The following is a 25,733-nucleotide window of genomic DNA, read 5'->3' as shown; positions in this document are numbered from 1 at the left end:
CAAGCGTTTTTAAATCGTAAATTTACTTATATTTGAATTGTCAATAATATAACTATTTAGGTAGTTATTAATACTGATATTTTACATTTTCTCCACATTATCTGAACTACCTAGCTTAATGCAAGGTTCTTTCCATCATTATAGAGAGCGTACTAAAATATCTTTCGCACTTTTTTTATCCAAAATTTTATAACCGCCAACTACTGGTTTTACGAAGGATTTTTCTACTAATTCGTCTAAACGTGAGTCGTCAATTTGATAATCTGCTAAACGGTTCGGTGCACCGATTGAGTTCCAAAAACTTCTTAGTGCTTGGATCCCTTCTTCTGCAACTTGCTTTGTTGTTTTTCCTTCTTCAGAAATTCCAAAAACATTTGTTGCAAGCATTTTAATTCTGCTTGGATCATAGTCTAAACAGTGACTTAACCAGTTAGGGAATATAATCGCTAACCCACCACCGTGTGGAATATCGTAAATGGCAGAAACTGCATGTTCAATTTGGTGTGATGCCCAGTCGCCACCATCTGTACCGTTTAATAACGTATCATTAAAGGCAGTCGTTCCAGCGTACATAATAGTTTCACGTAAATCATAGTTTTCTAAATCGTTAACAAGTTTTCCACCAGCTTCGATTACAGTAATTAATAAACTTTCGATAAAGCGATCAATCATTGGTGTATTGCCAACACGGTGGAAATATTGCTCTAATGCATGTGACATAATGTCGACAATTCCATAGATTGTTTGATCTATTGGTACTGAGAATGTATAAGAAGGATCTAATATTGAAAATTTAGGGAAAACGAATGGGTTACTCCATCCTCTTTTTTCATTTACTTCCATATTAGATATGACTGATGTGCAGTTCATTTCTGATCCGGTTGCAGCTAAAGTTAAAACAGTACCAAAAGGAGTTGCACTAGTTGGTTGGGATTTTCTAGTAATAAGATCCCACACATCTCCTTCGAATGGAACGCCAATTGCGATCGCTTTAACACAATCGATTACGCTGCCACCGCCTACTGCTAAAATAAAATCAATTTTTTTATCTCTACAAATTTGAATACCTTTTTGCACTGTTGTTAGTCTCGGGTTTGGTTCAACGCCAGAAAGTTCATAAATCGTTTTACCACTTAGTTGTTTCATTACGTCATCAAATACGCCATTTTTTTTAATACTACCGCCACCATAAACGACAAGTATACGTTTATAATCTAGTACTTCATTTGCTAATTGCTCAATTTGATTTTTCCCAAACCATAATTTAGTTGGGTTATGTTGTAAAAATGGAATCAAGGTCTTGCTCCTTCTAGTTGTACTTACTTATTTTTTAGTGTTGTGTTTAGCAATACGGCTTGTTGAATGGCTAATTGATCTTCCAATATTGCTCCAGGTGAATTTCCTGTTCCAATAATATGCCCTTCAAATGTTGCTCCAACAAATTCGAATATATGTTTAAATTGTAAAATTAATGGTAGTGCTTTAATTTTTGGCTGATCACCACCAACAATTACGACATACATTTTTTTGTTTTTCATTTTTTCAGCGAACTGCAGATCTTTATTACGAAGACTTTGAGACCAACGATCAATAAAGTTTTTCATGTATCCACTCATACCATACCAGTATAAAGGTGTTGAAAAAATAATCGTATCATGCTCTAGCATTTCTTTAACAATTTCCTCGTAATCATCATCAATTGGTTGGAAGCCATTTGGCTCGTGTCTTTGGTCGTTAATCGCCTTAATATTTTTATGACGTAATTGCACTTCCGTCTTGACAACATCTTTTGTAATGAGATTTGTTAGCTGCTCTGTATTTCCGTTTTCCCTAGAACTACCATGAATGATAAACATATTGTTTCCACTCCTTTTTGAATAAATTATGATTGTAATTATGAATGATTACGATCCTAAAATAAAGTACGTACTAAAAAGTGCCTATAAATTTTTTGAGTTCATCTAAGTCTATAGAACTAAGTGTAGGTTTTTTATAACTGATAAATATTTGAACTATAATTTATTTGTATGCTATATTTTATGAACCTTTACTGTTGACTGCAAAATCATTGATAGGACAATAGTTATAATATCCACAATATATGATGATTTTGAAGTTTTCATTTGTACTAAAAAAGTTGAGTAAAATAATTTTAATTTTAATTAAATAGTAATTAGCAATGATGGAGGATCTATGAAAGAATATAATATGCCGATTGAAGCAGCCATTGAGGTAATAGGTGGAAAGTGGAAATGTATCATACTTTGCCATTTAGAAACTGGTAAAAAAAGAACAAATGAGCTTAGAAAACTGATGCCTAAAATAACTCAAAAAATGTTAACACAGCAATTAAGAGAGTTAGAAGCGGATGGACTAATTAATCGTATTGCTTATGACCAAATACCACCTAAAGTGGAATACGAATTAAATGAATACGGTCAATCAATGAAGCCCATTTTGGATCTCTTATGTGCATGGGGCGGAAATCATATAAAGAAAAGCAAAACGAATTAATACTATCGTTATAAAATTAAGAAACGACAAAAAATTTATTTAATTGAAAATTTTTTGAAGGAATTTAAAAAGAAGTGTAGAAATATTTATTTAGAGACTACTATATATATGTAAAATCGATTCATAAAACGATGATTACATTAATATAGTAGTAAAGGTTGTGTGTTCGTTAGGGAAATTCCCATATATTTCTAAATGGTATTCTTGGCGAATTGTCATCCTTGTTAAGAATTTTTTTTATGCGGTTTATTTGTTTTGTAAGCGTTTACTTAACGCTCTTACATAGTTTTTTCTTTTCTTTACAAAAATCGTAATTTATAGGGGGAAATTAAAATGAAACAAGATGAATTAAAACAAACAAATACTAGCTATGATGTTTTTCCAGTATCAGATGTACATCATTTAGAATTATATGTAGGGAACGCGAAACAAACAGCTTATTTCTTCGCAAACACTTTTGGGTTTACACCAGTAGCATACTCTGGTTTAGAAACAAAAGTACGTGATAAAGTTTCTTACGTATTAAAAAATGGTACGATTCGTCTAGTAATTACTGGAACTTTAAAAGAAGATTCTAAAATTGCTGACTTCATTAAAAAACATGGCGATGGTGTTAAAGATATCGCTTTATTAGTAGATGATATTGAAGCAGCGTATCAGGGTGCGGTAAGCCGTGGAGCAATTAAAATTTTACCTCCAACTGAAGTTAGTGATGAATACGGTACAGTTAAAAAAGCTGTAATCGGAACTTATGGTGATACAATCCACACATTAATCGAAAAAGGCGATTACAATGGTCCTTTCTTACCAGGATATAAAGATCGTGCTTTCACAATTCCTGTAAATGAAACAGGACTAATCGCATTAGACCATGTAGTTGGTAATGTTGAAAGAATGGAAGAATGGGTTTCTTATTATGAAAATGTAATGGGATTCCAATCAATGATCCATTTTGATGATGACGATATTAGTACTGAGTATTCTGCATTAATGTCAAAAGTTATGACAAATGGAAGCAGAATTAAATTCCCGATTAATGAACCAGCTGAAGGTAAAAAGAAATCACAAATTCAAGAGTACTTAGATTATAACAATGGACCAGGCGTACAACATATTGCTTTATTAACTGAAGATATTGTTGATACAGTTACAAAACTTAGAGCTCTTGGTGTGGAATTCTTAAAAACACCAGATACGTATTATGATATGTTAACAGAGCGCGTTGGAAAAATTGATGAAGATATCGAGAAATTAAGAGAATTAAAGATTTTAGTTGACCGTGATGATGAAGGGTATTTATTACAAATCTTCACTCGTCCAATCGTTGACCGTCCAACTTTATTTATTGAAATTATTCAACGTAAAGGTGCTAGAGGATTCGGTGATGGTAACTTTAAAGCATTATTCGAATCAATCGAGCGTGAGCAAGAACTTCGAGGAAATCTATAAGGAGTTGTAACAATGGAAATTAGACCGGATACTTTACCATGGCAAGATGCTTATAAGCTGTTAATTGGTTCAGTGTTGCCTCGTCCGATTGCTTTTGTTTCAACTGTAAACTCAGAAGGTGTAGCGAATGTTGCACCTTTTAGTTTCTTTACAGCGATTTGTGCTGACCCGATGTTAGTGTGCTTTGCACCAATGATTCGAGGTACAGACGGCGAGAAAAAAGACACATTAAAAAATATTGAACTGACGAAGCGATTCATTATTAATATTGTAAGTGAGGAAATTTGCGAACAAGTTAATAATGCTGCTGCAGATTTTCCGTATGGAGTAGATGAATTTGAACAAGTTGGTCTTACAAAAGTGGATGGGACAACTGTGCAAGTTCCTCGAGTAAAAGAAAGTTTAGTAGGACTAGAATGTGAGCTTCATGAGCTATTACATTTTGGCGAAAACAAAGGTGCTGGAAGTTTAGTAATTGGTAAAGTCGTTAATGTGCATATAAATGATGATTTATATGCAGATGGCAAAATCAATACTGAAAAGCTAAATCCAGTTGGTCGCCTTGCTGGCCATTCTTACTCTCGTGCTATTTCTGATACTTTTGCAATTGAAAGAAAAAGGTGAAGGTATGAAATTTATAACTTTTCAATATGATGGTAATGAGCGTGCAGGATTATTAGTTGAAGATCAAGTAATCGATCTTAATAAAGCTAGTAATGGCCGTATTCCAGCGGATTTACTAACCATTCTAGAAAACTATGATTTATATAAAAATGAAATAGCAGAAATATCAGGAGAAAGTATTCCACTTTCTTCCGTTCAATTGCGAGCACCACTACCAAAACCACAAAGTATTCGTGACTTTTATGCCTTTGAGGAGCATGTGAGAACTGCTCGCGGCAGAAGAGGTCTAGAGATGATCCCTGAGTGGTATGACGTGCCAGTTTTCTATTTTACGAATCATCGAGCAGTTATTGGACCTGAAGATCATGTCAACATACCAACTAATTGTAAAAAGATGGATTTTGAATTAGAAATCGCTTGTATTATTGGTAAAGAAGGTAAAGATATCCCAGTTGAAGAAGCCGATGATTATATTCTTGGCTATACAATTTTGAATGACTGGAGTGCTAGAGATATTCAAGCACATGAAGTAAAGGTTGGCCTAGGTCCATCAAAAGGTAAGGATTTTGCTACTTCTTTAGGACCTTGCATTGTAACAAAAGATGAAATTGAGAATTTTAGAACCGGTAAAAGCTATGATTTGAAGATGACAGCTGCAGTTAATGGAAAAGTCATTTCTAGTGGTAACTTTTCTTCAATTTATTATTCCGTTCCAGAATTAATTTCTCATGCTTCAAAAAATGTAACGCTATATCCAGGTGATGTGATTGGCTCTGGAACTGTTGGAACAGGTTGTATCTTAGAACTTGGTGAAGAAAAACATCGCTGGTTAGAAGATGGGGACGTTGTTGAGTTAAGCATTACAGGTTTAGGTACATTACGAAATACTGTAAGAAAGTGAGGGGAAGCGTGTGTATTATCGTAGTCTAGGTAAGATTCCAAAGAAAAGACATATTCAATTTCGAAAAGAAGATGGATCATTATACAGAGAGCAGGTAATGGGTACAAAAGGATTTTCAGGTACTCAATCTATTTTATATCATAACAATATGCCTACATCTGTTAGTGAAACATCATTTTATAAATCACTTCAAATCGAATTTGAAGAACAGACATCCCTGCAGCACCGCCATATTCGTACAAACAATTTAGAGCGTACAGGTGATGCTTTAGAAGGAAGAGTATACGTTTTAGGTAACTCTGATCTGTTAATTGCAGTTGCAAACGTAACGGAAGAAAGCAAACATTTTTATCGAAATGGTGAAGGAGATGAAATGTTCTTTGTCCATTACGGTTCAGGTGAAATCCAAACAATGTTTGGAACGATTACTTACCGTAAAGGGGATTATATCATGATCCCTATTGGAACAATTTACAAAGTAGTTCCAAATGATGATACGAAGTTTTTAATTGTTGAGTCAAATAGCCAATTAACAACGCCAAGACGTTATCGCAATGAATATGGCCAAATGCTTGAGCATAGCCCATTTTGCGAACGTGATTTTAGAGGACCAGAATCGCTTGAGACATATGATGAAAAAGGTGAATTCACTGTTCTAACTAGAGCAAGAGGAAACCTTTATAAACATGTCTTAACACATCATCCATTTGATGTAGTAGGTTGGGATGGGTATTTATATCCGTGGGCATTTAATATTGAAGATTTCGAACCGATTACAGGAAGAATTCATCAGCCACCACCAGTACATCAAACATTTGAAGGGCATAATTTTGTAGTGTGCTCATTTGTACCAAGGATGTATGATTATCATCCTGAAGCAATTCCGGCACCTTATGTACACAGTAATGTAAACAGTGATGAAGTCCTTTACTATGTAGAAGGAAACTTTATGAGTAGAAAAGGAATCGAACAAGAGTCAATTACATTACATCCATCAGGTATTCCACATGGACCACATCCAGGTAAAACTGAAGGTAGTATTGGAAAGAAAGAAACATTAGAACTAGCAGTAATGATTGATACATTTAGACCACTTTATGTAGTAAAAGAAGCACATCAATATGAAGATCCAGCTTATATGGGTAGTTGGATTGAAAAGTAGAGTCTTATGATTCTACTTTTTATTTGAATTTTAAACAAGCTATGTTCAAGATCATGCAGGCATGATGGAACTAGATAATTTGAAATATTCTTGAAAATAGCACTAGATTAACAGCTTAATAATATGATAAACTGACAACATTATACAAAACTTTGAATAAAAGGAGAAATAAGCATGTACGTGAAACCACAAATTTTGACGCTTCAAGCATACACACCAGGAAAACCAAGTGAAGTAGTCATGCGTGAATATGGTCTAGACAAAGTAGTAAAACTTGCATCAAATGAAAATCCATTCGGTTGTTCTCCTAAAGTTTTTGAAGAACTACGTAATGTAGTAAGTAAGTTTGCGATTTATCCAGATGGAGCGACAGAAGAAATTAGTAAGAAACTAGCAAATTTCCTAAATATACAGCCAGATCAATTAATATTCGGAAGTGGTGCTGACGAAGTTATTCAAATGATTAGTCGAGCGTTGCTCACAAAAGAACATAATATTGTACAAGCATCACAAACTTTTTCACAATATGCTCATCACGCAGTTATTGAAGGTGCTGAAGTTAGACCTGTTCCTTTAGTTAAAGGTGTACATGATTTAGATTCTATGCTTGCACAAGTAGATGCGAATACTAAAATTGTTTGGATTTGTAATCCAAATAACCCAACAGGTACATATATTGGAAGCCGCAAATTAGTTGAGTTTTTAGAAAAAGTACCAAGCACTACTTTTGTAGTTGTTGACGAAGCTTACGTTGAATACGTATCAGCATCAGATTTCCCTGATACAATCCCATTACTAAATAAATTTGAAAATCTAATCGTATTAAGAACATTTTCAAAAGCATACGGCCTAGCATCATTCCGAATCGGTTACGGAATCGCAAATAGCAAATTAATTCAAGAATTAAATATCGCTAGACTACCATTCAACACTTCAATGCTATCTCAAGTAGCAGCAATAGCAGCACTTGAAGATCAAGTGTTTATTAAAAACTGTGTTGAACAAAATAAAAAAGGCATGGAACAATACGAAGAGTTATTCAACAGTTATGGAATCGAATACTATCCATCTCAAGCAAACTTTATATTTGTTCCACTTGAAAACAGTCAAGAAATCTTTAAAGATCTAGAATCTAAAGGATACATTATCCGTGCATTCCCTAATGGAATTCGAATTACAATCGGAACTGCTGCTGAAAATGAAGGATTAATCTTACATTTGAAGCCAGCATTAACGAAAAATACTTCTACAATTTAATTAATAGTAAAATCGTCATTTTTAAAAATGACGATTTTTTGTTTTATCTTTATATAACGGAAATATAGGTTAGTTGAAGGAGTGAAACTTTATTAAAGAGGGCTGTTAAAGAACATTATTGGTATTTTATACAAATAAATGACAGTTTAGTGTAATAAGGATACTTATAGGTGAAGAGTGAAATTTGACGAATAATATAAATTTAAATCAAAATAATTGGGGTGATTAAATGATTTTGGAAGCTGTTTTGCTATATGTTAAAGAAGGTATGGAAGAACAATATGAAGAAGCTTTTCGAGGAGCATCAAAAATTATTTCTTCCATGAAAGGGTATGTGTCACATGAATTGCAACGATGCATGGAAGTAAAAGGGAAATATTTCTTACTGGTGCAGTGGGAGACATTGGAGGACCATACTATTGGTTTTAGGCAATCTAGTGAATACCAAGATTGGAAAAAGCAACTTCATCATTTTTACGACCCCTTTCCAACTGTGGAACATTTTGAAAGGGTGAAACTTTTGTAGAGGGTTTCTTCAAACTAAAGCGGTGCGTAAGCCAATCAATAATTCACTACAATGAATGGAAGTTTTGAACCTTCTTCCATAGAAGTTCAATTTGAAAAACTAAAGTAAAAAAATCAAAGGGAATAGGTATTCCCCTTGATTTTCTTTATTTACTATTATACTGCTAAAACTTGAAATGCATGTCTTAATGCTTCTAATCCATCTTTATAAATCCCATTGAAAAGATTGATCACTTCTTCATCAGTTACATCCACAGGAGTAAAACTGCCAGACCACTCAACAATTGATTTATTACGATCAGGATGCTCTTGAACTCGTATTGTCGATTGATAGTTTGTAATTGGGAATGGTGCTTTCATTATTGAGTAAGTATAAAAACGCTCTTTATCATTGAATGCTTCAAGACGTTCAACAATTGCATCTACATCCGGATTTGCCGAAGTGCGAACACGTCCACCTTCTAATAATTCACTATTTGGGATATTTGGTAACCAATCTGGTAACGAATTGAAACCGCCAATTAATTGCCATACTTTTTTTAGGATTTGCAGGAATTTCCATTGTAACGATTGTGTTAGCCATTTTATATCGCTCCTAATATATAGTTATTATTTAATGTCGATTGGTAGTGGTGCATTTTCTGACACTAGTTTTTGTTCTCTCATTTCATGCCAGAATGTCGCTGGAATTATTTCATTTAATGCAGCTTGGTCTTCTATAATTCGCTCTGGTTTACTTGCACCTGGAATGACAGTTGCAACTGCAGGATTTGATAATGAAAATTGAAGAGCTGCAGCTTTCACACTGATACCATGTCTTTGTGCAATTCCTTTGATTTTCTCAACTTTTGCGATAATTTCAGGTGACGCTTTTTGATATTCGAAGTGAGTTCCACCAGCTAGAATACCTGAGCTATATGGACCACCAACGATAATATCAACATTTTGTTTAGCAGCTTCAGGCATTAATCGTTGAAGCGCACGATCATGATCTAGAAGTGTATAACGACCTGCTAATAAGCTAACATCAGGTTTGTATTCACCTAATTCTAATGCGATTTCGATCGGTTCTACTTTATTTACACCAAGTCCCCAAGATTTAATAACACCTTCGTCTCGTAATTGAGAAAGTACACGGAAAGCACCAGTGCGAGCAATTTCAAACTGTGCGATCCACTCGTCACCATAAAAGTCTTGTGCAATATCATGAACATAGACAATGTCTAAACGATCGGTTTTCAAACGATTTAAACTTTGTTCGATTGAACGTAAAGTTGCGTCAGCACTATAATCGTTCACAATTTTATTCTTACGACCAAATTCAAAAACTCCACCTTTTTCACCTAAGTCTCGTGCAGAAACGTCTTCTAGTTCATCAAGAATTAAACGTCCTACTTTTGTACTTAAAACATAATCATCACGATTGTATCTTGATAATACTTCTCCAAGGCGGATTTCAGCTAGACCTGCTCCATAAAGTGGCGCTGTATCAAAGTAGCGAATCCCATTGTCCCAAGCTGCAACAACAGTCGTGAATGCTTCTTCATCTGGGATGTTACGGAACATATTTCCTAGTGGGGCAGTTCCAAAACCTAGTTTTCCTTGAAATAAGTTATTCTCTTTCATATAAATCCTCCTATATATATCTTCATGTGGCATGAAGTAAATTTAAAATAATGTTGTTAGAGAGTAGTAATTAGGTGATTAACGTTGTCATCTAAAGAAACTATTCTCTACAGTTGCTATTATGTAATAAATTTTTAAAGAAAAGAAGAACGTACTTTAAAGTGCGATAGTAACTTGTATGTTCTATAGGCACCTTTTAGTTACATATAAACTAAGTAGTAATTGTTCATTATTACAAGATAATATTTGTGCCGTGACGGAATAGAACAGATAAAAATCAAAAAATGTCCTCGTCAACATTGGACATAAATAAAATGACTCCGGTTTTAGTACCGAAGCCAATTCCTCTTAAAAAAGAATTTTCTTTTATGTGTCCACTTTATAGAGAATTTTAAAAAACCTCTATTAACTAGGAAATTTTATAGCTAATAATTTTTCACTGATTTCCCATAGACGCTTAGCACTTTCCACACTACTTGCCCAAGGTCGAACTCCTGGCCCTATTTCATTTCCTGAGACAGCTTTTGCTATATCAACATTTTCGCAATAAAGACCACCTAATCCGTTTAATTGCTTACTTGTAGCACACCAAACGATGGTAGCTGCTCCTTCTTCAATTATTTTCCGTTCATCATTATATTCATTTAAGACTCTTCTACCTGATGCGTCTAGAGCACCCATAGACTGCATTTCTTCATCAGTTAAATTCCTTGATTTATCGGTAATAATTGTCCCAGCATGTACTGAAAAGGACCGAATACCATATGTTTTTCCTCTATTATCTAATTCTAAAGCAAAGAGTGCGTTAGCAGTCTTTGATTGACCGTATGCTTTCCATTTGTCATATTTACGATTTTCAAAGTTTATATCCATAAAATCTATATCACTTATCCGATGGCCTCTTGAAGAAAGTGTAACAACTCTTGCCCCGTTTGCTTTGACTAGTGCTGGCCACAGGAGAGAGGCTAAATGAAAATGTCCAAGGTGATTAGTAGCAAACTGTGATTCATAACCTAAATCATTACGTAATAAAGGAACAGCCATAATTCCAGCGCAATTAATTAATAGATCAAGTGGTCGATTAGAATCAAGAAAACGCTTTGTAAATTCTTCAATTCTTATCTCCTTGTTTTTGCTTCTTTTTCAAATACTCCGAACGAATTTTTTCAAGTTGCTGCTTTTTATAAAATTGGTAATTTGAATGAAAACATAGGAAGAGTAAAATCTCCCTATGTTTTTCTTATTCAAGTCAATGCTGTTTGACTCCTTTTAAAGAATCGGGCAGTAAAAAAACGAACTCATATTATGAGAAAGCCCAGAAGCAGTTTTTAATATAGCTTAGGAGTTGGAGGAGAACAATGGAATGAAACTATGTCACTTAAAGCAACCGAGTAAAAATTCCATCTTCCACCGAAAAACCTATAGCCATAAACACTTGATTCCCCTACAGTTGTTAAAAAAAACCAAAAATTGTCTCCGTTCCTAAGCCATAAATACGTGAAACGGTACAAACAATGTTGAATACCCAAGGGATTCGAGGAATATGGTGCAGTTTGTCGTAAATATTCCATAATTCTAAGTTCACTCCTTATGAAAATTAGACTAATAAAATTTATGCTCAAGGTCAAAACTTGGTGTATGCCTAGTAGCCTACCCAAATGAAATTAATGAAGAAGCTTATATGAAATTATGTAGAAGAGTAAATTAAGAACCAAAGTGGGTTTAAATACGCAGAAAAATGTACGATATCTGAAATTATTTATCGTCTTATTACCCTTAATAAGGATGGAATTTTCCAATTAACATGGCATTTTTTGTACTTTTTTTAAAAGAATAGCATGGTAAAATGAACTAAACCAAACCGTTCAATAAAGGAGATTCTAAAACACCATGGAATATCTTCATGACAACGAACTGAAAGCTCTAAAAAAGTATCATAATACTTTATTGGTAGCCAAAAGAAAGAAACAGTGGTTTCTAACACCTGATGGGAATGGAATATTGTTGAAATTCACAAGTTACGTTTGGCGAATTAGATGCACAATTTAAAATCGAACATGGCAAAAAAAGAACGTATTCTTTTTACCGTCAAAAAGATACAAATGAATACGTGGTCGGATACCGTGTTGTTACAAATAAAGAAACGGAATATAACATTGCTTGTAATATTTACACGTGGTTAGAGTTCAACAAATTATATAAGCATATATTATTAAAGTGAACTTCCGCGTCAACTTATCAAAAATTAAACTATGTAAAATGACCTAAGTAATGAACTGCACCCCAAAATTGTTAGACTCAACTAATAATTTGAGGTGCAGTTTTTTGACTAAGTATTCATTAGCGATTAAACTAACTTCTGTTTAAGATTATCTAGGAGGGGTGAATCCTTAAAAGATATTGCTAAAAGCATTACATAGTATAATTTTCCCTTTTATATTTAATTTTTTACTAAATTTCCGAACGAAAAGTTTTACCTAATTTATTTCCGAGACCGAAATAATGACGGAAATTATATATTAGTGGACTCCATTTATTTGGATCAATATGATTTTCTTCAATGATGATTTCATTATGAGCATGTACATGTAAAACTTGTGTCTCAACAATTGCAAAATCAGGTGAATGTTCAGGGATACGAATGTGTTTTACAATTGCCTCGATTTGAATTGGGCATTCCGTTATGCGTGTAGGTTTTACGGTTTGTGACTCTGTAGCAGTTAATTTACTGATATTGTATTTTTCTTTTTCATATGTAAATCCTATATTTTTCTTAGCATCAGGAACAGGATTTTTTCCCGTGTAAGGGGCTAAAAATTCAACATTCTCCCATAACAAAGGGCTAGGTACATTGATTACACATTCAGGATGTCGCTGTAAATTTTCAATAGCTTTCCCGCCAAGTCCAATTCCTAATATTATGCAGTCTCCTAAAGCCCATGAGGAAGACATAGGGCTAATATTGACTGTCCCATCCTCATTCAATGTATTTAGTAAAATCACAGGTGTTCCATAGTATAGAATTTTAGGTCTAATCAACTTTGTATTTGTAAAATGATTCATTTTTTTCCTCCTAATAATTTTGTATTTCAAAATTTATTGTAGAATATAAATAGTTCAATTATTATCGAAATATGGATTACATAATGGGAGGAGAATTAAAATGAATGCAAGTCCTAATGTAGCAGTGGTTGCTACGCTTGTAAGTGAAACTTCACGTGCAGCAATATTAACTGTCCTTTTAGATGGTAGATTTCATCCTGCTAGCGAACTGGCATATATGGCTGGGATAAAACCACAAACGGCTAGTTTTCATTTAGCAAAATTGGTAGATGCAAAATTAGTAAGTGTAGAAAAACAAGGAAGACATCGTTACTACGGTATTCGAAATCAGGAAGTTGCTCAAATATTGGAGACATTATTATCAATAGCCCCTCCAATTGAAATTAGGTCTTTAAAACAAGCTTCAGAAAATACCGCAATACGTTTTGCAAGAACGTGTTACGATCATCCAGCTGGTAAGTTTGGGGTACTATTAACTGATTCTTTAATTAATTTGGAAGTTATAAAAGAAGAAAAGCAAGCATTTATTGTTACGGAAAAAGGTGAGAGATTTTTTACTGATTTTCAAATTGATCTTGAAAAAATTAAGAAGAGGCGTCGATCATTTTCACATAGATGTTTAGATTGGAGTGAAAGACGATACCACCTTGGTGGAGCATTGGGAAATGCTCTTCTAGAAAGATTTTTAGAATTGAATTGGATTCAACGTATGCCAAAAACAAGAGCCATAAAAATAACCTTTGAAGGAAAAAAAGGATTTAAAGAAACCTTTTCTTTTGATATCTAACTAATTACGAAAATCTACCAGAAAATGCTGGATGCCCTGATAATACAAACGGATACGTACTAAACTGGTAGCAATGCAATTACAGAATATTAATACCTGAAGAGAATAAACTTTTCACTGAAGAATAAATATTAACAAATGCAAATCTATGTTCAGTGGAAATGGGGATTGAGGTATGAAAGAAAGGTCAGAAAAAAGACATAATATTCCAGTTGGTTCAAAAAGTGTTATCACTTTCGGTTCTGCTTTAGCCATTACAATATCTTGGAGTATTCATAAATCAGTACTCTGGGCAATAATTCACGGGTTTTTTAGCTGGTTTTATGTTATTTATTATGTCTTTAATAGGTAAGAATTTAGTTCAATATTTTACTATAACAGAGACATTTTTTTAGAATCAAACTAATTTTAGTTTAATAGATTTAAAAAATTAAAAAATCTTAATGTAAACCCTTTCAAGATTTTTATTTTTCGAAAGGGATTGACAACTTATATCAAATTCATTAAGATGAATAAAAATAAAACGAAAAAGGAGACATGAACATGTATTTCGCACGCACGAATAATGGGTTACAACATCATCATCCACCCAGGGTTTGAATCTATGGACAAAATTTGACCGTAGATGCAAGCCCTCTTCGTGTTACGAAAAAGGTGCTTGTGTCGTGCCAGAAGGCCATACAGGCATTTAACCTGTATGGCCTTTTTGTTTTTTCTAGAAGGGGGAATGTTCAATTGGATGGGAAATTAAAGCAGTCATTAGTCAATTATCGATATAAAAGAAAAATGGAAGATTATGCACTAGAGCGAGGATATATTCCTTTTCATCCTCAGCTATTTGAAGAGTATGATTCATTTTCGAGTCGAAACCCAAGATTAGCTAGAGAAGACTTAGTTGTTGTTTTAACACGCTTACAGCAAATTTTATTGTTAAGACCTGATTTAACAAGTGCATTAATGAAAGAAATTTATCCAATCGCGCTAAAGGAAGAGAAATGTAAAGTATTTTATCAATCAACAATTTATCGAAATAATGGAGTAGAACTTGAAGAAATTAATCAATTTGGAATTGAAAATTTAGGTCGAATTTCTGAAGCATCTGAAATAGAAGTAGTTATAATGGCAATTGATTTATTAAACAATGTTCCTTTTATTTTAGAAATCGGGCATACAGGTTTTATCGAAGGATTATTTAAGGAATGTAATTTAACCGAGTTGCAAAAAAACAAATTGAAAAAGCTAATTTATTTAAAAAATATAGATGAATTAGAACGTTTTATTCAGTCAATTAATTTACCGTTTCAAACTAGAAATGTTTTTGAACAGTTATTTAGTTTACAAGGTAAAGGAGAAAAGCTTCATTCATTACTTAGAAGCTTAGTATTAAATAATGAAATGGAAAATGCTGTTAAAAAGGTAATTAAATTTCAAGAAATTAGTCCAAATATTCTTCTTGATTTATCAATCGTAAATGAATTTGATTATTATGACGGAATCGTTTTTAAAGGGTATTATGATCAGTTAAATAAAGAGGTTTTAAGTGGAGGACGCTATCTTCTGGTGTCTGAAGATTCGGAAAACAGTATTGATGCAATCGGATTTTCGATTGATACAAATGCTTGGATAACATGTCAAATGAGGGATGTAAAATGAGTTGGCTAACAGTTGCAGTTGCAAAAGGAAGACTTGAAGATGAGGTTATTAAAATATTAAGTCAGTCTGGTTACCGAAAAGTAATTGATTCTAAAACTAGAAAACTAATTTTTGAAGATGAATTAAATAAAATTAAATATTTAGTAGTGAAACCTGTGGATGTCGCTACATATGTTGAACGAGGAGTTTGCGATCTTGGTTTTGTAGGAAAAGACATTCTGCTAGAACAAGAGAAAGATGTATATGAGTTGATGGATCTAGAACTTGGAAAATGCATTTTTGCAGCAGCGGGTTTTCCAGGAACGCTAATTGATCGAGGTGATGAAACGTTAAGAGTTGCAACAAAATATCCAAATATTACTTCGAAGTATTTTCAGTTTAGGCAAAATATTGAACTTATTTATTTAAATGGTTCCGTTGAATTAGCACCAATTGTAGGTATGTCAGATATTATTGTTGACTTAGTAGAAACAGGAAGTACTTTAAAGGCAAATGGATTAGTCATCTTAGAAGAAATGATTCCGATCAGTGCTAGAGTGATTTCAAATCGTGTAAGTTATCGATTTAACTATTTCCGTATTACTGAATTTATAGAAAAAATTAAGAAGGGTAGGAACATATATGCTGGAAATTTTATCGATTAATCAAAAAAGTGAAAAACTTGAAAGTATTATAAGCCGAACGAATTTACCTACTGTTGAGATCACAAAAAGCGTAGAAAAGATTTTATTAAATGTGAAAGAAAATGGTGATGAAGCTGTACGTCAGTATTCTTTAATTTATGATGAGGTAAAACTAAAAAGCTTTGAAGTAAGTGAAGAAGAGTTTAATGAAGCCCTCGAACAAACTGATGAAAACTTAATAAATGCATTGATTGAAGCTAAGAAAAATATAGAGACATATCATGAAAAGCAACTGCAAGATGGTTATAAAATAAATGAAAAAAATTCATATGTTCAACAATTAATTAATCCGATTGAAAGAGTTGGTGTGTATATCCCAGGTGGAAAAGCGGCATACCCATCAACAGTTTTAATGAATGTGATTCCTGCAAAAATAGCAGGAGTGAATGAAATTGTCATTGTAACGCCACCAAATAAAGAAGGAAAAATTAAGCCTTCTATTCTAGTAGCTGCGAAATTAGCTGGTGTTACAAAGGTGTTAAAAATTGGTGGAGCGCAAGCGATAGGGGCACTGGCGTATGGAACTGAAACAATTGAAAAAGTAGATAAAATAGTTGGTCCTGGCAATATTTATGTGGCGCTCGCTAAGAAAAGTGTTTCAGGCATAGTAGGAATTGATATGGTTGCAGGTCCAACTGAGGTTGTCATATTAGCAGATGAAACAGCCAATCCGAGATTTATTGCTGCTGACTTAATGGCACAGGCAGAGCATGATGAAATGGCATCTAGTATTGTTATTACGGATTCAGAAGAGTTTGCACAAAAAATACAACAAGAAATACCAAACTTATTAGAAGAACAACCAAGAAGAGAAATTATTAAATGCTCATTCGAAAATTATGGTGCCATTATCGTCGTTAAAACAATCGAGGAAGGTATTGAACTTGTTAATAAGTTAGCGCCTGAACATCTTGAACTAATGATAAAAAATCCAGAGTCGATCGTTCATAAAATTAAAAATGCTGGTGCTATTTTTTTAGGAGACTATACTCCAGAGCCTGTTGGCGATTACTTTGCGGGAACAAATCATACATTACCGACCAGCGGAACTGCAAGATTTACCTCGCCATTAAATGTAAATGATTTTCAAAAGAAAACATCCGTTGTTTATTACAATAAGGCTGCCTTAAGTGAAGCAAGAAAACATATTGAATTGATAGCAGAGGAAGAAGGACTATTTGGTCACGGTAAAGCAATTAGTATTCGATTTGAGGAGGATTCAAAGTGAGAACTGCAATGATTACAAGACAAACAAATGAAACAAATATACGTTTGAAATTAAATTTAGATGGTGATGGAGAAAGTAACATTCAAACTGGAATTGGTTTTTTAGATCATATGTTAACGTTATTTTCATTCCATAGCGGAATAGACTTAGAAGTATTTTGTGAAGGTGATCTTGAAGTAGATGATCATCACACAACAGAAGATGTTGGAATCGCATTAGGTAAAGCCTTATTAATTGCGTTAGACGAAAAAATTGGGATTAATCGTTACGGTTCTTGCTATATTCCAATGGATGAAACGTTAGCAAGAGTTGTCGTCGATTTTAGTGGAAGACCGTATCTTGTTTATAATGATCGAACAGTAAGAGAACGAATAGGAATGATAGATACACAGAATTTTAAAGAATTTTTTAAATCATTAAGCTCTGAAGCTAGAATGAATTGTCATATGGAAGTTTTATATGGAGAAAATGATCACCACAAAATTGAAGCTTTATTTAAAGCATTTGGCAGAGCGGTTAAACAAGCAGTTGAAGTAACTTCGACTAAATTACCTTCCACGAAAGGAATGTTATAAGTGAATATTATTATTGATTATGGTGTAGGTAATTTAGATTCATTAAAAAGAGCATGTGAAGAAATTGATTTTCCTGTAGTCATTACGAATGAAATTGAAGTGATTGAGCAAGCTTCTTCTATTATTCTACCAGGTGTTGGAGCATATGAAGCAGCGATGAACGAATTAAATCGACTTGGTTTAGTAGATTGTATAAAATCAAAGGCAAAATACGGTACTCCGATTTTAGGAATTTGCTTAGGAATGCAATTACTATATGAATTTAGTGAAGAAAACTTAGGGGCAAGTGGGCTTGGCTTAATTAAAGGACAGGTAAAACGTATACCTGACTTTGTAAAAGTTCCACATATGGGCTGGAACAAGTTAAATTTTACTAAACAGGAATCATTATTAAAATATATAAATGAAGGCGATTATGTCTATTTTGTACACTCATTTTATATTAGTTCAACAAATGATGAGCTTTTAGCTTATTCCGAATATGGGGTAAAGATTCCAGCGATTATTAAATCCGATAATATTTACGGAATGCAATTTCATCCTGAAAAAAGTGCAGAAACAGGTCTAAATTTATTAAAAGCATTTAAGGAGATGTGTTTATATGATTCTATATCCAGCAATTGATCTTAAAGACGGTAATTGCGTTCGCCTTGAGCAAGGAGACTTTAATAAGAAAGTAATTTATAAGAGTTCACCACTAGAAGTTGCGTTAGATTTTGAAAAAGCAGGTGCAAAAGTATTGCATATCGTTGATTTAGATGGGGCAAGAACTGGAGAAAGGAAGAATGCTTCGATTATAAAAGAAATCGTTCAAAATACGAATTTAAACATTCAGTTAGGTGGAGGAATAAGATCACTTGATTCGATCTCGTTTTGGTTAGAATTAGGTGTAGAAAAAGTAATTTTAGGTACAGCTGCAATTAATAATAGACAACTTTTAGAACAAGCTGTTTTAAAATACGGTGATCGAATCATTGTAGGCGTTGATGCAAAAAACAGTTTTGTAGCCATAAATGGATGGGAAGAGTCGACAGATCAAGATAGCTTTGAATTTTGTAAACAGTTAGAGCTACTCGGTGTGAAAACAGTTGTATACACGGATATATCAAAGGACGGCATGTTAAGTGGACCTAATTTAGAAGCATATAAAAGATTAGCTAAAGAAACAAATTTAAATATTATCGCTTCAGGTGGAGTGAGCTCGATCAATGATCTGAAGTCACTTCGCAGATTAAATATTTATGGTGCGATTTCTGGTAAAGCATTATATGAAGGAAAATTTACAGTTGAGGAGGCACTTAAATGCTTGCAAGAAGAATTATACCGTGCTTAGACGTTCGTAATGGACGAGTCGTGAAAGGAAAACAGTTTTCAAGTATTCAAGATGTTGACTCACCTACGAAACTAGGAAAATATTATAGTGATAATGGTGCGGACGAGTTAGTATTTTATGATATTACTGCCTCAAATGAAGAAAGAGATATATCATTGAAATTTGTTTCAGAAGTAGCGAAGGAATTGCGTATTCCTTTCAGTGTTGGAGGGGGAGTACGTTCGATTGATGATTTTACGAAACTATTAAGAAATGGAGCCGATAAAGTTTCAATCAATTCTGCCGCAATTTTAAATCCGAATTTAATTAAAGAAGCATCCGAACGTTTTGGATCACAATGTGTTGTGCTTTCAATAGATGCAAAGTTAAATAAAGATGGCAATTATAAAGTGTTTATAAATGGTGGCCGGAAAGAGACTGAATGGGATGCGATTGATTGGGCAAAGAAAGGTGTGGAGCTTGGAGCGGGTGAAATTGTCTTAAATAGTATTGATGAAGATGGTATGAAAAGAGGTTTTGATATCCGATTACTGCAAAAAATTACAAATGCAGTTAATGTACCGGTTATCGCATCTGGTGGAGCTGGTAAAGTAGAACACTTTTATGATGCGATCGAATATGCAAATGTCGATGGAGTTTTAGCTGCATCAGTATTCCATTTTGGAGAAATCAAAATTAGTGAATTAAAAGACTATTTAAATGAAAAAAATATTCCAGTTCGACTATAGGAGGAGAAAACATGTTTTTTGATATTGATAAAATTCGCTTTAATGAACAAGGGTTAGTACCAGCAATTGTGCAAGATATTAATACGAAAGAGGTATTAATGTTGGCATATATGAATAATGAATCAATTAAACTCACAATCGATACTGGATTTGCCACTTTTTATAGTAGAAGTCGCCAATCAATTTGGAAAAAAGGAGAAACATCGGGGAATCTTCAATATGTCAAATCGATTTCTTATGATTGTGACCAAGACTCAATTTTACTTCAGGTTGAACAAGTAGGAGTAGCTTGCCACACTGGAAGCTATAGTTGTTTTTCCGAAAAATTAACTTTAATGCAAGAAAATAATGTTGTTCAAAATGAATCATTAAGTTATTTGCCAAATCTATATAAAACGATACGAGATCGAAAAGAGAATCCGATTGAAGGGTCTTATACAACTTATTTATTTAATCAGGGCATCGATAAGATATTGAAAAAAGTAGGCGAAGAGACGAGCGAAGTAATTATTGGAGCTAAAAATGAAGGAACTGAAGAATTAATTTATGAGATTAGTGATCTAGTTTATCACACGGTTGTCTTAATGGTAGAAAAAGGAATAAAACTTGAAGAGATAAACGATTGCTTAATAAATAGGAAGGAGAAAGTAAAATCTTGAAAATTGATGGGCACACACATACACAATATTGTCCGCACGGAAGTGGTGATGACGTACAATTAATGATTGAAAAAGCGATTGAACTTGGGTTTGATGAATACCATATCACTGAACATACACCCGTACCATCATCATTTCAAAACAGCTTAAAGCCAAATGATGCTGTTGCTTCGCTTGCGATGTCTGAAAATGAAGTAGACAAATATATTAACGAAATGTATAAAGTAAGAGACAAGTATAAGGATCGAATTCGTATGAAAATTGGATTTGAATACGATTATTTACCGAGTGAATCAGTATGGTTTAAAGATTTTTTAAAAGAATACGGTAAATATTGTGACACAGGACTTTTGTCAGTTCATTACTTGGAAGGAAAAAATGGATGGCATTGCATAGATTATAAAGCTGAAGATACCCTTTCTGGTTTAGTAAATTACTATGGCAGTACAGAAGCGTTTCAACTTGCTTATTACGAACTAGTAAAACAGTCAATCATTGATGATTTAGGTCCGTTTAAACCAAAAAGAATCGGACATATGACTTTATGCAATAAATTTAAACTATTTTTGAAATGTGATGATAGGGAAAAGATCCTAAATAAACAAGTTGAACTATTAAAACTAGTAAAAGAAAAAAATTATATTTTAGACTATAATACTGCAGGATTATTTAAAGAGTATTGTGGTGAAACTTATCCACCAAACCATGTCGTTGAAATTGCGAATTCCTTAAACATTGAGTTAATGTATGGTTCTGATTCTCATAGTGTAAAAGATGTTGGAAGAGGATATGAGGTTTATTTTTCAAATAGTAAAAGGGGAAACTGAACTGTTGGGCCATTAATGAGTAAGTAATTTACATCAAATTGCTAATTAGCTAACTCATGAACCTGTTATGAGTAACCTTTTACCATCTTTTTTGACTTTTACTAACTCATGAACCCCTTATGAGTAACCAATTTTCATGTTTTGGCTTTTTTACATACTCATGAAGCTCTCATGAGTAAGGTGATATAAACTTTTTATGATTATGTTTAATTCAACACATATTGACGATAAATTGATAATTTATCGTTTTTTTTGCGGAAATTTTCATAAAATGGTGAAATTCCCCCAAATTACAAATATCAAACGTTAATGTATAATTAAGAAAAATTAGAAACTATTTACTAAATATCGTTTACATAAAGGGAGAATTTGAATGTCAAGTCTTTTTTTGGTCGTATTAGGGGCTTTATTAATGAGTACTATTGATTATTTGATGTTTTATTTTAGACTTATTAATACCGAGAATCAAAGATGGAACTGGTTTGTAAAACGAACAAAGTTTCAAAAAATTAGTGTACTTTCTGGTGTGTTTTTAGTTTTATTTGTACTTAACATTGTAACTTAATTATTAATGCTACTAAGAGAGTCATGGTTGTGACTCCTTTTGTTTTTATAGAAGTATTTTTTGCTAATTTCTAGAAGGTTGATCCCAAAGATACAAATGTTTTTAGAAAGTTAAAAAAAGAAAAGGTAAAAATAGCCATTTGTTGAATAAATAAACAGTGGTGACCTCAATATGAATCAATCGTTATAATTTAGTTCAAATTTAGTCCTACTTTTTTAATGACAGTTTAATGGTTATGAGGAGACTTTACAGAAGTAATTTCTAAAAATTATTAGAGTTTAAAAAAGGAGGGAAATTATTTGAATCGAAAAGAGTTGTTTTTGAACGTATTAGACAAAACATATGATAAGGAAAGTTGGTTTGCTCCTCTAAAAGATGCAATTGAAGGAATTACAGCTGAACAAGCAGGTTGGAGACCATCAGGGGAAGCAACTAAATCAATTTGGGAAAACGTTAATCATCTTCTTTATTACAAAGAGAGGATTGTAGCAAATCTAGAAGGTAGAGAGTGGACAAAAAATCTGGACGGTGACCAAACATTCTTTTTTACTGAACCATCGAATGATGGAAATGAATGGAAGAAAGTAGTTGAACGTTTGGAAAATACTAGTTTTAGTTTAAGACAGCTATTGAGTAATATGACAGATGAGGAACTGATGAGAAATACTTTTGAAGTAAAATTAATGGATTTATTACTACATGATGCTTACCATACCGGACAAATTATTCAAATAAGAAAAATGCAAGGATCGTGGCCATCACTTCGTTGACATAACTGTATAAGGCAGCTTAAAGCTGTCTTTTTTTGTTTATAACAATCGGGGGTTAAAATAGGGAAAATTAGAAATTGGATATTCCTGGTATAATTAATCGAGTATATTATCATTTCATTCGTAATAAATTTGGAAGGAGAAATGATCATGTTTAGCTATAAAATTGAAGAAAACTTGCAATTAAAGTTATTAACTCTACAAGATGCTGATGAGTTATACAAATTAACAATCAATTCTATGGAACATTTGACAGAATGGTTACATTAATAGCAAATATTAAAAAGCTTGAGGATACAGAGAATTTTATTAAATTAACAATGAAACAATTTGCTGAAAACAATGGATTTCAAGCTGGTATTTGGTCAAATTCAAAACTTGTTGGGGTTATCGGGTTCCATAAAATTGATTGGTCAAATAAGTCGACTAGTATCGGTTATTGGCTAGGAAAGGGGTTTGAAGGTACAGGAATAATGACAAAAGCTTGTCATGCATTTGTTAATTATGCATTAACAGATCTATTGCTAAATCGGGTCGAGATTCGTGCTGCTGTTGAAAATACCAAAAGTCGTGCTCTTCCTGAGAGGTTAGGATTCTTTCAAGAAGGTCGAATCAGGAAAGCCGAATGGTTATATGATCATTTTGTAGATCACATCATTTTTGGTATGTTAGCGGAAGATTGGGTTTCCTTAAGGAAATAATGTTAATTTCATATCAATGAACTTTTTTTCTTGCATGAAAAGTATTAATACTTCAAATACTTCATTTGAAAGGACTTACTAATTATTTTTGTATAGATATTTACTAATCAGTTAAATGAAGAGAAAGTTGAGTTAGTGGGCAGTCATTAACATAATGAATTGTCTAGCGTGATGCTACAAACTGCATGTAAGAAAAGGAGAATATCAATGCATTGGTATGAAAAACTAAATCAGTATTTTCCAGTTGAAGAAATGAAATCAAGAGAACATATGGAAACTTTATTGAAAGAGCGATCAGATATTTACCATAAAGATGAAGGTCCACATCATGTTTTAATGTATGCGGAACTAGATGATTTTGTATTTATCGATTACTTGTTCGTTTCAAAAGATGCCCGTGGGCAGGGTCTTGGTTATAAATTGCTTGATAAGTTAAAGAATAAGGGCAAACCGATTATTTTAGAGGTTGAACCGGTTAATTATGAAGATACAGATACAGAAAAAAGGCTTCGATTTTATAAAAGAGAAGGTTTTGAGCATGCTCAGTCAATTGGATATAACAGACGCTCACTAGCTACTCAAGAAATAAACCCAATGGAGATTTTATACTGGTCTCCAAATAATGAGGGTGAAGAAATGATCTTTAAAGCAATGAAAAAAACTTATAATATGATTCATACATATAGAGATACACATTTTTACGGTGAATCATATCAGCCAGTAGAGGAAGTTTTAACCTTTGGGGAAAATAATAGCAATCAAAATCTCTTAGAAGACATATAAAAATGCCAAATCAAAAACGACTGATTACCTCAGTCGTTTTTTCTAATTACACACCCATACGTTTGCGTTGATTGTTTGGCTTTTTAGAAATTTGATTTTTTTTCGTCATATCTTTAACAGCATTTACCCCATTATTTTGATTAGAATTTTGCTGTTTTTTGCTAGCCAACTTTTGTTTCATTAATTCCTGAAGACTAACTTTTTTGGGTTCATTGTTATTTTCGCTCATAAATTTAGTTTCCTCCAATTTAATCATACTTTTATAATGACTTGTTGAAGGAAAATTAGCAAGTACATTTAAAAGAATAAAAAGAACTACTAGCTGTCTTTTTCTGTATTTTTCTTATGAAACTCTTCCATTTTTTTACTCTTCGAATAAGCAGATTCCTCTGAATGTCCAAATTGATCTACAGAACTTTTCTGTGGACCTTTGTTTGTATGTCCTTTTGCCATGTTTAACCCTCCTTTTTTATTATTATGTGCTTAAATTCCTTGAATAATCTTTAATTTAAAATGGGAATCTATTTATGATAAATGGTTTTAGGAGGAAGTAAAATGACAAGTAAAAATGGCAGCAAAGGAAGTAAAAATCAAAACGCACCTGAACTTCATGGACAAGCACCTACAAGTGGTGACAACACAAAAGGAAACGATTATCGGTCTAAAAAAGGCAGTAAATCCAAAAATGAATTACATTAATATTTAGAAATTAAAAAGAGCTTGGATTCACCCAAGCTCTATTCTTGTTCAGTCTTGAACATCAAAACCTTCTTCATCTAAATATTCACAAGCTTCACCGTAGCTATTGAATGTACCATCAAGATTTTCTCCTGCGTAAACATTCCACATGTCCATTTCTGAAACAAGTTTAAGGATTTGTCCGTTCGCATTAACCCAGATTTCTTCTACTTCTTCATCTTCTTCAAATATTGGTTCGAATGATAGACTTTCAATTGATTTAGTAAGTATTGTACGAAGTTCCTCTTCAGAAAATTCTCTTATATTTACCATACCTTTTTCGTTTGTTTTGTACCCTTTAATACCTTCAGCATATACAAAGCCGTTTCCATTAGGATGTAAATGATAAACCACATTCTTTTTTTCTTTTAGACTTTCTTCATATTGAAAATTTGTACGTCCAAGTGAGACTGGCTTTTTGGTTAATTCTGGAAATGATTCAATGATTGTAAGTTTCTCTTCGTAAGTTAGCATAATGCCTCCAAATAAATATTCTTTTACCTATGTTTTGTATGTAACGTAACAAATATAACAAAAATCTTTTGAAAATGACATAGAATTGTCACAATTTCAGCTACTCTA

Annotated in this window: 31 protein-coding genes and 1 pseudogene; 23 read left to right on the top strand and 9 right to left on the bottom strand. The window is 33.0% G+C overall.

Annotated features, from left to right (window positions below; genetic code table 11):
• Positions 1-138 precede the first annotated feature (138 nt).
• Together COI44_RS04860 and COI44_RS04855 are read right to left on the bottom strand one after the other, a co-directional pair.
• Positions 139-1,296, bottom strand: a complete 1,158-nt coding sequence (locus COI44_RS04860) for an iron-containing alcohol dehydrogenase (protein ID WP_098426925.1) — start codon at positions 1,294-1,296, stop codon at positions 139-141.
• Between the two features lie 23 nt (positions 1,297-1,319).
• On the bottom strand, positions 1,320-1,856 hold the full coding sequence (locus COI44_RS04855) for a flavodoxin family protein (protein WP_098426924.1): 537 nt from the start codon (positions 1,854-1,856) through the stop codon (positions 1,320-1,322).
• A gap of 337 nt (positions 1,857-2,193) precedes the next feature.
• Between COI44_RS04855 and COI44_RS04850 the strand changes: the two genes are divergently transcribed.
• From COI44_RS04850 to COI44_RS04820, 7 genes are all read left to right on the top strand, one after another.
• Entirely contained in the window at positions 2,194-2,514 is a 321-nt protein-coding gene (locus COI44_RS04850; RefSeq protein WP_098426923.1) for a winged helix-turn-helix transcriptional regulator, read from the top strand.
• 333 nt (positions 2,515-2,847) lie between these two features.
• Positions 2,848-3,963 (top strand): 4-hydroxyphenylpyruvate dioxygenase, encoded by a 1,116-nt coding sequence (gene hppD / locus COI44_RS04845; protein WP_069034473.1) that lies wholly within the window; start codon positions 2,848-2,850, stop codon positions 3,961-3,963.
• Positions 3,964-3,975: 12 nt separating this feature from the next.
• Positions 3,976-4,587 (top strand): flavin reductase family protein, encoded by a 612-nt coding sequence (locus COI44_RS04840; RefSeq protein WP_098426922.1) that lies wholly within the window; start codon positions 3,976-3,978, stop codon positions 4,585-4,587.
• Positions 4,588-4,591: 4 nt separating this feature from the next.
• Positions 4,592-5,488 carry a fumarylacetoacetate hydrolase family protein gene (locus COI44_RS04835; RefSeq protein ID WP_098426921.1) on the top strand — a complete coding sequence of 299 codons (897 nt, stop codon included), beginning with the start codon at positions 4,592-4,594 and terminating at the stop codon, positions 5,486-5,488.
• Positions 5,489-5,498: 10 nt separating this feature from the next.
• Entirely contained in the window at positions 5,499-6,650 is a 1,152-nt protein-coding gene (locus COI44_RS04830; RefSeq protein ID WP_069034470.1) for a homogentisate 1,2-dioxygenase, read from the top strand.
• Positions 6,651-6,824: 174 nt separating this feature from the next.
• The gene (hisC, locus tag COI44_RS04825) at positions 6,825-7,907 is read left to right on the top strand and encodes a histidinol-phosphate transaminase (protein ID WP_098426920.1); all 1,083 of its coding nucleotides are present in this window, start codon (positions 6,825-6,827) and stop codon (positions 7,905-7,907) included.
• A 229-nt stretch (positions 7,908-8,136) separates the two neighbouring features.
• The gene (locus COI44_RS04820; protein ID WP_098426919.1) at positions 8,137-8,433 is read left to right on the top strand and encodes an antibiotic biosynthesis monooxygenase family protein; all 297 of its coding nucleotides are present in this window, start codon (positions 8,137-8,139) and stop codon (positions 8,431-8,433) included.
• A gap of 155 nt (positions 8,434-8,588) precedes the next feature.
• On the opposite strand, the pseudogene COI44_RS04815 reads toward COI44_RS04820, so the two are convergent.
• The 4 genes and pseudogenes from COI44_RS04815 to COI44_RS04800 all read right to left on the bottom strand — a co-directional run bounded on the left by COI44_RS04815 (position 8,589) and on the right by COI44_RS04800 (position 13,121).
• Positions 8,589-9,015 (bottom strand): annotated as a pseudogene (locus COI44_RS04815) (SRPBCC family protein).
• 26 nt (positions 9,016-9,041) lie between these two features.
• Positions 9,042-10,058: an aldo/keto reductase gene (locus COI44_RS04810; RefSeq protein WP_098426918.1), complete on the bottom strand. Its 1,017-nt coding sequence runs from the start codon at positions 10,056-10,058 to the stop codon at positions 9,042-9,044.
• A gap of 405 nt (positions 10,059-10,463) precedes the next feature.
• The gene (locus tag COI44_RS04805) at positions 10,464-11,120 is read right to left on the bottom strand and encodes an SDR family NAD(P)-dependent oxidoreductase (protein ID WP_286163783.1); all 657 of its coding nucleotides are present in this window, start codon (positions 11,118-11,120) and stop codon (positions 10,464-10,466) included.
• Between the two features lie 1,389 nt (positions 11,121-12,509).
• Positions 12,510-13,121 carry a flavin reductase family protein gene (locus tag COI44_RS04800; protein WP_098426916.1) on the bottom strand — a complete coding sequence of 204 codons (612 nt, stop codon included), beginning with the start codon at positions 13,119-13,121 and terminating at the stop codon, positions 12,510-12,512.
• Positions 13,122-13,221: 100 nt separating this feature from the next.
• Between COI44_RS04800 and COI44_RS04795 the strand changes: the two genes are divergently transcribed.
• The 15 genes from COI44_RS04795 (at position 13,222) to COI44_RS04730 (ending at position 24,413) form a co-directional block, all read left to right on the top strand.
• Positions 13,222-13,908, top strand: a complete 687-nt coding sequence (locus COI44_RS04795; protein WP_098426915.1) for an ArsR/SmtB family transcription factor — start codon at positions 13,222-13,224, stop codon at positions 13,906-13,908.
• 175 nt (positions 13,909-14,083) lie between these two features.
• A complete protein-coding gene (locus tag COI44_RS24030; RefSeq protein ID WP_179887018.1) occupies positions 14,084-14,260 on the top strand; it encodes a hypothetical protein in 177 nt (58 codons plus the stop codon).
• A 383-nt stretch (positions 14,261-14,643) separates the two neighbouring features.
• Positions 14,644-15,561, top strand: coding sequence for an ATP phosphoribosyltransferase regulatory subunit (locus COI44_RS04790; protein WP_098426914.1), 918 nt, complete (start codon positions 14,644-14,646; stop codon positions 15,559-15,561).
• A complete protein-coding gene (gene hisG, locus COI44_RS04785) occupies positions 15,558-16,205 on the top strand; it encodes an ATP phosphoribosyltransferase (protein WP_098426913.1) in 648 nt (215 codons plus the stop codon). Before COI44_RS04790 ends, hisG begins: the two co-directional genes overlap by 4 nt.
• Positions 16,186-17,472 (top strand): histidinol dehydrogenase, encoded by a 1,287-nt coding sequence (hisD, locus tag COI44_RS04780; protein ID WP_483295464.1) that lies wholly within the window; start codon positions 16,186-16,188, stop codon positions 17,470-17,472. Before hisG ends, hisD begins: the two co-directional genes overlap by 20 nt.
• Positions 17,469-18,047 carry an imidazoleglycerol-phosphate dehydratase HisB gene (gene hisB, locus COI44_RS04775; protein ID WP_098232341.1) on the top strand — a complete coding sequence of 193 codons (579 nt, stop codon included), beginning with the start codon at positions 17,469-17,471 and terminating at the stop codon, positions 18,045-18,047. Before hisD ends, hisB begins: the two co-directional genes overlap by 4 nt.
• Positions 18,048-18,671 carry an imidazole glycerol phosphate synthase subunit HisH gene (gene hisH, locus COI44_RS04770; protein WP_098426911.1) on the top strand — a complete coding sequence of 208 codons (624 nt, stop codon included), beginning with the start codon at positions 18,048-18,050 and terminating at the stop codon, positions 18,669-18,671.
• Entirely contained in the window at positions 18,649-19,380 is a 732-nt protein-coding gene (gene hisA, locus COI44_RS04765; protein WP_098426910.1) for a 1-(5-phosphoribosyl)-5-[(5-phosphoribosylamino)methylideneamino]imidazole-4-carboxamide isomerase, read from the top strand. Before hisH ends, hisA begins: the two co-directional genes overlap by 23 nt.
• Positions 19,350-20,108, top strand: coding sequence for an imidazole glycerol phosphate synthase subunit HisF (gene hisF / locus COI44_RS04760; protein WP_098426909.1), 759 nt, complete (start codon positions 19,350-19,352; stop codon positions 20,106-20,108). Before hisA ends, hisF begins: the two co-directional genes overlap by 31 nt.
• 11 nt (positions 20,109-20,119) lie before the next feature.
• Complete coding sequence (gene hisIE, locus COI44_RS04755; RefSeq protein ID WP_098426908.1) at positions 20,120-20,767, top strand: bifunctional phosphoribosyl-AMP cyclohydrolase/phosphoribosyl-ATP diphosphatase HisIE; 648 nt, start codon at positions 20,120-20,122, stop codon at positions 20,765-20,767.
• The gene (gene hisJ, locus COI44_RS04750) at positions 20,764-21,594 is read left to right on the top strand and encodes a histidinol-phosphatase HisJ (protein WP_098426907.1); all 831 of its coding nucleotides are present in this window, start codon (positions 20,764-20,766) and stop codon (positions 21,592-21,594) included. The genes hisIE and hisJ overlap by 4 nt, the downstream gene beginning before the upstream one ends.
• A 412-nt stretch (positions 21,595-22,006) precedes the next feature.
• Positions 22,007-22,159 carry a hypothetical protein gene (locus COI44_RS24025; RefSeq protein WP_179887016.1) on the top strand — a complete coding sequence of 51 codons (153 nt, stop codon included), beginning with the start codon at positions 22,007-22,009 and terminating at the stop codon, positions 22,157-22,159.
• A gap of 299 nt (positions 22,160-22,458) precedes the next feature.
• Positions 22,459-22,929: a DinB family protein gene (locus tag COI44_RS04740; protein ID WP_098426905.1), complete on the top strand. Its 471-nt coding sequence runs from the start codon at positions 22,459-22,461 to the stop codon at positions 22,927-22,929.
• 257 nt (positions 22,930-23,186) lie between these two features.
• A complete protein-coding gene (locus COI44_RS04735) occupies positions 23,187-23,630 on the top strand; it encodes a GNAT family N-acetyltransferase (protein WP_353616004.1) in 444 nt (147 codons plus the stop codon).
• 207 nt (positions 23,631-23,837) lie between these two features.
• Entirely contained in the window at positions 23,838-24,413 is a 576-nt protein-coding gene (locus COI44_RS04730) for a GNAT family N-acetyltransferase (RefSeq protein WP_098426904.1), read from the top strand.
• 46 nt (positions 24,414-24,459) lie between these two features.
• Here COI44_RS04730 and COI44_RS04725 read toward each other — a convergent pair whose 3' ends face one another.
• Together COI44_RS04725 and COI44_RS24500 are read right to left on the bottom strand one after the other, a co-directional pair.
• Positions 24,460-24,642, bottom strand: coding sequence for a hypothetical protein (locus COI44_RS04725; RefSeq protein WP_056470570.1), 183 nt, complete (start codon positions 24,640-24,642; stop codon positions 24,460-24,462).
• A gap of 89 nt (positions 24,643-24,731) precedes the next feature.
• On the bottom strand, positions 24,732-24,866 hold the full coding sequence (locus COI44_RS24500) for a hypothetical protein (RefSeq protein ID WP_286131686.1): 135 nt from the start codon (positions 24,864-24,866) through the stop codon (positions 24,732-24,734).
• A gap of 102 nt (positions 24,867-24,968) precedes the next feature.
• On the opposite strand from COI44_RS24500, the gene COI44_RS04720 reads away from it, so the two are divergent.
• Entirely contained in the window at positions 24,969-25,112 is a 144-nt protein-coding gene (locus tag COI44_RS04720) for an imidazoleglycerol-phosphate dehydratase (RefSeq protein ID WP_142329228.1), read from the top strand.
• A 48-nt stretch (positions 25,113-25,160) separates the two neighbouring features.
• Here the strand turns inward: COI44_RS04720 and COI44_RS04715 are convergent, their stop codons facing one another.
• Positions 25,161-25,625 carry a hypothetical protein gene (locus COI44_RS04715; RefSeq protein ID WP_098426902.1) on the bottom strand — a complete coding sequence of 155 codons (465 nt, stop codon included), beginning with the start codon at positions 25,623-25,625 and terminating at the stop codon, positions 25,161-25,163.
• Between the last annotated feature and the right edge of the window lie 108 nt (positions 25,626-25,733).

Source organism: Bacillus sp. AFS088145 (assembly GCF_002564465.1).
Classification (GTDB): Bacteria; Bacillota; Bacilli; order Bacillales; family Bacillaceae_G; genus Gottfriedia.
This window is presented reverse-complemented; position numbering and strand designations above follow the sequence as displayed.

Excerpts from the sequence above, each read along its gene's own strand:
- COI44_RS04855 (WP_098426924.1), bottom strand. The coding sequence starts at position 1,856 with ATGTTTATCATTCATGGTAGTTCTAGGGAAAACGGAAATACAGAGCAG.
- COI44_RS04850 (WP_098426923.1), top strand. The coding sequence starts at position 2,194 with ATGAAAGAATATAATATGCCGATTGAAGCAGCCATTGAGGTAATAGGT.
- hppD (WP_069034473.1), top strand. The coding sequence starts at position 2,848 with ATGAAACAAGATGAATTAAAACAAACAAATACTAGCTATGATGTTTTT.
- COI44_RS04840 (WP_098426922.1), top strand. The coding sequence starts at position 3,976 with ATGGAAATTAGACCGGATACTTTACCATGGCAAGATGCTTATAAGCTG.
- COI44_RS04835 (WP_098426921.1), top strand. The coding sequence starts at position 4,592 with ATGAAATTTATAACTTTTCAATATGATGGTAATGAGCGTGCAGGATTA.
- hisC (WP_098426920.1), top strand. The coding sequence starts at position 6,825 with ATGTACGTGAAACCACAAATTTTGACGCTTCAAGCATACACACCAGGA.
- COI44_RS04820 (WP_098426919.1), top strand. The coding sequence starts at position 8,137 with ATGATTTTGGAAGCTGTTTTGCTATATGTTAAAGAAGGTATGGAAGAA.
- COI44_RS04810 (WP_098426918.1), bottom strand. The coding sequence starts at position 10,058 with ATGAAAGAGAATAACTTATTTCAAGGAAAACTAGGTTTTGGAACTGCC.
- COI44_RS04800 (WP_098426916.1), bottom strand. The coding sequence starts at position 13,121 with ATGAATCATTTTACAAATACAAAGTTGATTAGACCTAAAATTCTATAC.
- COI44_RS04795 (WP_098426915.1), top strand. The coding sequence starts at position 13,222 with ATGAATGCAAGTCCTAATGTAGCAGTGGTTGCTACGCTTGTAAGTGAA.
- COI44_RS24030 (WP_179887018.1), top strand. The coding sequence starts at position 14,084 with ATGAAAGAAAGGTCAGAAAAAAGACATAATATTCCAGTTGGTTCAAAA.
- hisG (WP_098426913.1), top strand. The coding sequence starts at position 15,558 with ATGAGTTGGCTAACAGTTGCAGTTGCAAAAGGAAGACTTGAAGATGAG.
- hisA (WP_098426910.1), top strand. The coding sequence starts at position 18,649 with ATGATTCTATATCCAGCAATTGATCTTAAAGACGGTAATTGCGTTCGC.
- hisF (WP_098426909.1), top strand. The coding sequence starts at position 19,350 with ATGCTTGCAAGAAGAATTATACCGTGCTTAGACGTTCGTAATGGACGA.
- hisIE (WP_098426908.1), top strand. The coding sequence starts at position 20,120 with ATGTTTTTTGATATTGATAAAATTCGCTTTAATGAACAAGGGTTAGTA.
- COI44_RS24025 (WP_179887016.1), top strand. The coding sequence starts at position 22,007 with ATGAGTACTATTGATTATTTGATGTTTTATTTTAGACTTATTAATACC.
- COI44_RS04735 (WP_353616004.1), top strand. The coding sequence starts at position 23,187 with ATGGTTACATTAATAGCAAATATTAAAAAGCTTGAGGATACAGAGAAT.
- COI44_RS04730 (WP_098426904.1), top strand. The coding sequence starts at position 23,838 with ATGCATTGGTATGAAAAACTAAATCAGTATTTTCCAGTTGAAGAAATG.
- COI44_RS04725 (WP_056470570.1), bottom strand. The coding sequence starts at position 24,642 with ATGAGCGAAAATAACAATGAACCCAAAAAAGTTAGTCTTCAGGAATTA.
- COI44_RS24500 (WP_286131686.1), bottom strand. The coding sequence starts at position 24,866 with ATGGCAAAAGGACATACAAACAAAGGTCCACAGAAAAGTTCTGTAGAT.
- COI44_RS04720 (WP_142329228.1), top strand. The coding sequence starts at position 24,969 with ATGACAAGTAAAAATGGCAGCAAAGGAAGTAAAAATCAAAACGCACCT.
- COI44_RS04715 (WP_098426902.1), bottom strand. The coding sequence starts at position 25,625 with ATGCTAACTTACGAAGAGAAACTTACAATCATTGAATCATTTCCAGAA.